2 protein-coding genes are annotated in these 3,825 nt (G+C 73.7%); both read left to right on the forward strand.

Annotated features, from left to right (window positions below; genetic code table 11):
• Window positions 1–123 precede the first annotated feature (123 nt).
• Window positions 124–2,277 (forward strand): NAD-dependent DNA ligase LigA, encoded by a 2,154-nt coding sequence (gene ligA / locus HUW36_RS27755; protein ID WP_425487271.1) that lies wholly within the window; start codon window positions 124–126, stop codon window positions 2,275–2,277.
• Between the two features lie 150 nt (window positions 2,278–2,427).
• Window positions 2,428–3,825: diguanylate cyclase (locus HUW36_RS27760; protein ID WP_246248354.1), on the forward strand; the 1,398-nt coding region annotated here is incomplete at its 3' end.

Raw genomic sequence — 3,825 nt, forward strand, 5'->3', positions numbered from 1 at the left:
CGCCCGGTGGCGCGACGCGCGCCGGGCCCGCGCCGGGTGGCCAGGTCGGCGCGGGTGGCGGGACGGTTGTCGGTGCCGACCGTTACGGTTCGGGGGTAGCACGAGCACGGGAGGTCGACAGCGGTGTCCGAAGACGGCGGTGTGTCCGAAGAAGCGGTGCCCACGGCGGTCGACGCCGCGCAGGAGGCGGCGGCCGGCGCCGAGCCGACCCCGGCGGCCCGGGAGCGGCACGCGACGCTGAGCCAGGAGCTCACCGAGCACCAGTACCGCTACTACGTGCTGGACGCGCCGACCGTCACCGACGCGGAGTTCGACAGGCAGCTGCGCGAGCTGGAGGCGCTGGAGGCCGAATACCCGGCGCTGCGCACCCCCGACTCACCCACCCAGCGGGTCGGTGGCACGTTCTCCACCGACTTCACGCCGGTCACCCACGCCGAACGGATGCTCTCGCTCGACAACGCCTTCGCCGACGAAGAGCTGGCCGCCTGGGCCGAGCGGGTCGAGCGCGACGCCGGCGGCCCGGTGCCCTACCTGTGCGAGCTGAAGGTCGACGGGCTGGCCATCAACCTGACCTACGAAAAGGGCCGGCTGGTGCGCGCGGCCACCCGGGGCGACGGGCGCACCGGGGAGGACGTCACCGCCAACGTCCGCAGCATCGAGGGCGTGCCGGCCCGGCTCACCCCGGCCGACGACTTTCCCGACGTGCCGGAGCTGGTCGAGGTGCGCGGCGAGATCTACTTCCCGGTGGCCGCGTTCGCCGACCTCAACGCGAGCCTGGTCGAGCAGGGCAAGGCGCCGTTCGCCAACCCACGCAACGCCGCCGCCGGCAGTCTGCGGCAGAAGGACCCGCGGGTCACCGCCTCCCGGCCGCTGCGCCTGGTCGTGCACGGCATCGGCGCGCGCACGGGTTTCCGGCCGACGGCCCAGTCCGAGTCCTACGCCGCGCTCAAGGCGTGGGGGCTGCCCACCAGCGACCGCTGGAAGGTGGTGGACGACCTCGCCGGGGTCGCGGACTACATCGCCTACTACGGCAAGCACCGGCACGACGTCGAGCACGAGATCGACGGCGTGGTGGTCAAGGTCGACCCGGTCTCCATCCAGGGCCGCCTCGGCTCGACCAGCCGCGCCCCCCGCTGGGCGATCGCCTTCAAATATCCGCCGGAGGAGGTCAACACCACGCTGCTCGACATCGACGTCAACGTCGGGCGCACCGGCCGGGTCACCCCGTTCGCCGTCCTCGAACCGGTCCGGGTGGCCGGCTCCACGGTCGCCCTGGCGACCCTGCACAACGCCCGCGAGGTCGAGCGCAAGGGCGTGCTCATCGGCGACACGGTGGTGCTGCGCAAGGCCGGCGACGTGATCCCCGAGGTGCTCGGCCCGGTGGTCGAGCTGCGCCCGGCCGACGCCCGCCCGTTCGTCATGCCGACCACCTGCCCGGCCTGCGGCACGCCGCTCGCGCCGGCCAAGGAGAGCGACGTCGACATCCGCTGCCCCAACGCCCGTGGCTGCCCGGGGCAGATCCGGGAACGGGTCTTCTACCTGGCCAGCCGCAAGGTGTTCGACATCGAGGCGCTGGGTGAGAAGGGTGCGGCGGCGCTGCTGGACGCGCAGATCATCACCAACGAGGGCGACCTCTTCCACCTCGACGCCGACCAGCTGCGCCACTCGCCGTTCTTCGTCAACAAGGACGGCAGCCTGGGCAGCAACGCGGTCAAGCTGCTCGACAACCTGGCCGAGGCCAAGGAACGCGACCTGTGGCGGGTGCTGGTGGCGCTCTCCATCCGGCACGTCGGCCCGACCGCGGCGCAGGCGCTGGCCCGGCACTTCCGGTCGATCGACGCCATCGAGGCCGCGGGCGAGGAGGAGCTGTCCTCGGTGGACGGCGTCGGCCCGACCATCGCCGCCAGCCTCAAGGAGTGGTTCGCCGTCGACTGGCACCGCGACGTGGTGCGCAAGTGGGCCGAGGCGGGCGTCCGGATGGCCGAGGAGGGCGGCGACGAGGGGCCGCGACCGCTGGACGGGATCACCGTGGTGGTCACCGGCACGCTGGCCGGGTTCAGTCGCGACCAGGCCGCCGAGGCGATCCAGAGCCGGGGCGGCAAGGTGAGCGGGTCGGTCTCCAAGAAGACCGGCTTCGTGGTGGTCGGCGACAACCCCGGCTCCAAGGCCGACAAGGCGGCCACCCTGAAGCTGCCGATCCTGGACGAGGACGGGTTCCGGGTGCTGTTGGACTCGGGCCCCGAGGCGGCCCGGGCGGTGGCCCGGGTGGAGGGCTGAAACCCGCCCCGGTGGCCGCTGCGCCGTATACCAACTTAATTACGACTACGACCGATTCGTGACTGTCGTGTCGGGGAAATCGACCCGGAGGGCGTTTCATTGGCGTACGGCGCGTGACGGCGCGTGCCGATGCCACTTCCGGGAGGTGCGATGGAGAACGGCGACCCGCGCAACTCCGTCCCGCCCGGGCGGACCGGTCCGTTCTTCGGCTTCGTCGGTGGTGTCGGCGTACTCGCCCTGCTCGTCTCGGTCGGGCCGCTGGTCGCGCTCCCCGACCGGCTGACCGAGCTGCCGGCCGCGTTCTGGACCATGGCGGCGCTCGCCGTCGCCTGCGACGCCCGCCCGTTCGTCCCGCCCGGCCGCCGGCAGACCTCGGCGGTCTTCCCGTCGACCTGCTTCACCTTCGCCATCCTGCTCGGCTGGGGGCTCGGCCCGGCCGTCGCGGTGCAGGCCGTGGCCGTGGCCGTCTCCGGGTGGCGCCTCGGCTACGCGCCCTGGCGCACCGCCTTCAACGCCGCCCAGTACGCCTGCGCGCTCGCCGCCGCGTACGCGATCACCCGGCTCGGCCCGGGCGAGCTGTTCGACGGGGGCCGGCTGCACTGGACCGACGTGGCGGCGGTCGGCGGCGCGACGGTCGCCTGGTTCGTGGTCAACTACGGCCTGGTCACCTCCGCCATCCGGCTGCGCTTCGGCGACCGGTGGTGGCCCAGCGTCCGGCTCGGACTGGCCTACGAGCTGCTCTCCACCGGCTCGCTGCTGCTGCTCGCGCCGGTGCTGGTGGCCGCCGCCCGGGCCAGCGCGGCGCTGATTCCGCTGGTGCTGGTCCCGCTGTTCGCGGTCTACCGGATGGCCCGCCTCTCCGCCGAGCGGGAACAGCTCGCCGACGTGGACCCGCTCACCGGGCTGCCCAACCGCAAGGCGCTGCTCACCGAGGTGGCCGAGCAGGTGCACCTGCACGCCGAACGGGCCGCCCGCGGCGAGCCGGACGGCCACCTGGCCCTGCTGCTGCTCGACCTCGACCGGTTCAAGCACGTCAACGACGCGCTCGGCCACGCGGTCGGCGACCGGCTGCTGGTCGAGGTGAGCGCCCGCCTGATCGACGTGGTCGGCGAGCGGGACCTGGTGGCGCGGCTCGGCGGGGACGAGTTCGCCATCGTCGTACCCCGGCTGGCCGGCCTCGACGAGGCCCGCGAGCGGGCCGACCGGGTGGTCGCCGCGCTCGCCGAGCCGGTGCCGCTGGACGGGCTGCCCCTGGACGTGGGCGGCTCCATCGGCGTCGCGCTCTTCCCCGACCACGGCGAGGACTTCGCCACCCTGATGCGCCACGCCGACGTCGCCATGTACGACGCCAAGCACCGCAACGACACCGTCGCCGTCTACGCGCCGGAGTCCGACCACAACTCTGCGGAACGGTTGAGCCTCCTGGCCGACCTGCGCCGGGTGCTGGAGTCGCCGCCGGCCGGGGAACCTGTCGGCGTACGCGGGGGTGACGGCGCGGCGTTGGCGCCGGACCTGCCCGCCGCCGGGCCGGCGCACGACGCGCGGCCG

The organism is Micromonospora maritima, from assembly GCF_902825405.1.
In the GTDB taxonomy this organism is placed as follows: Bacteria; Actinomycetota; Actinomycetes; order Mycobacteriales; family Micromonosporaceae; genus Micromonospora; species Micromonospora maritima.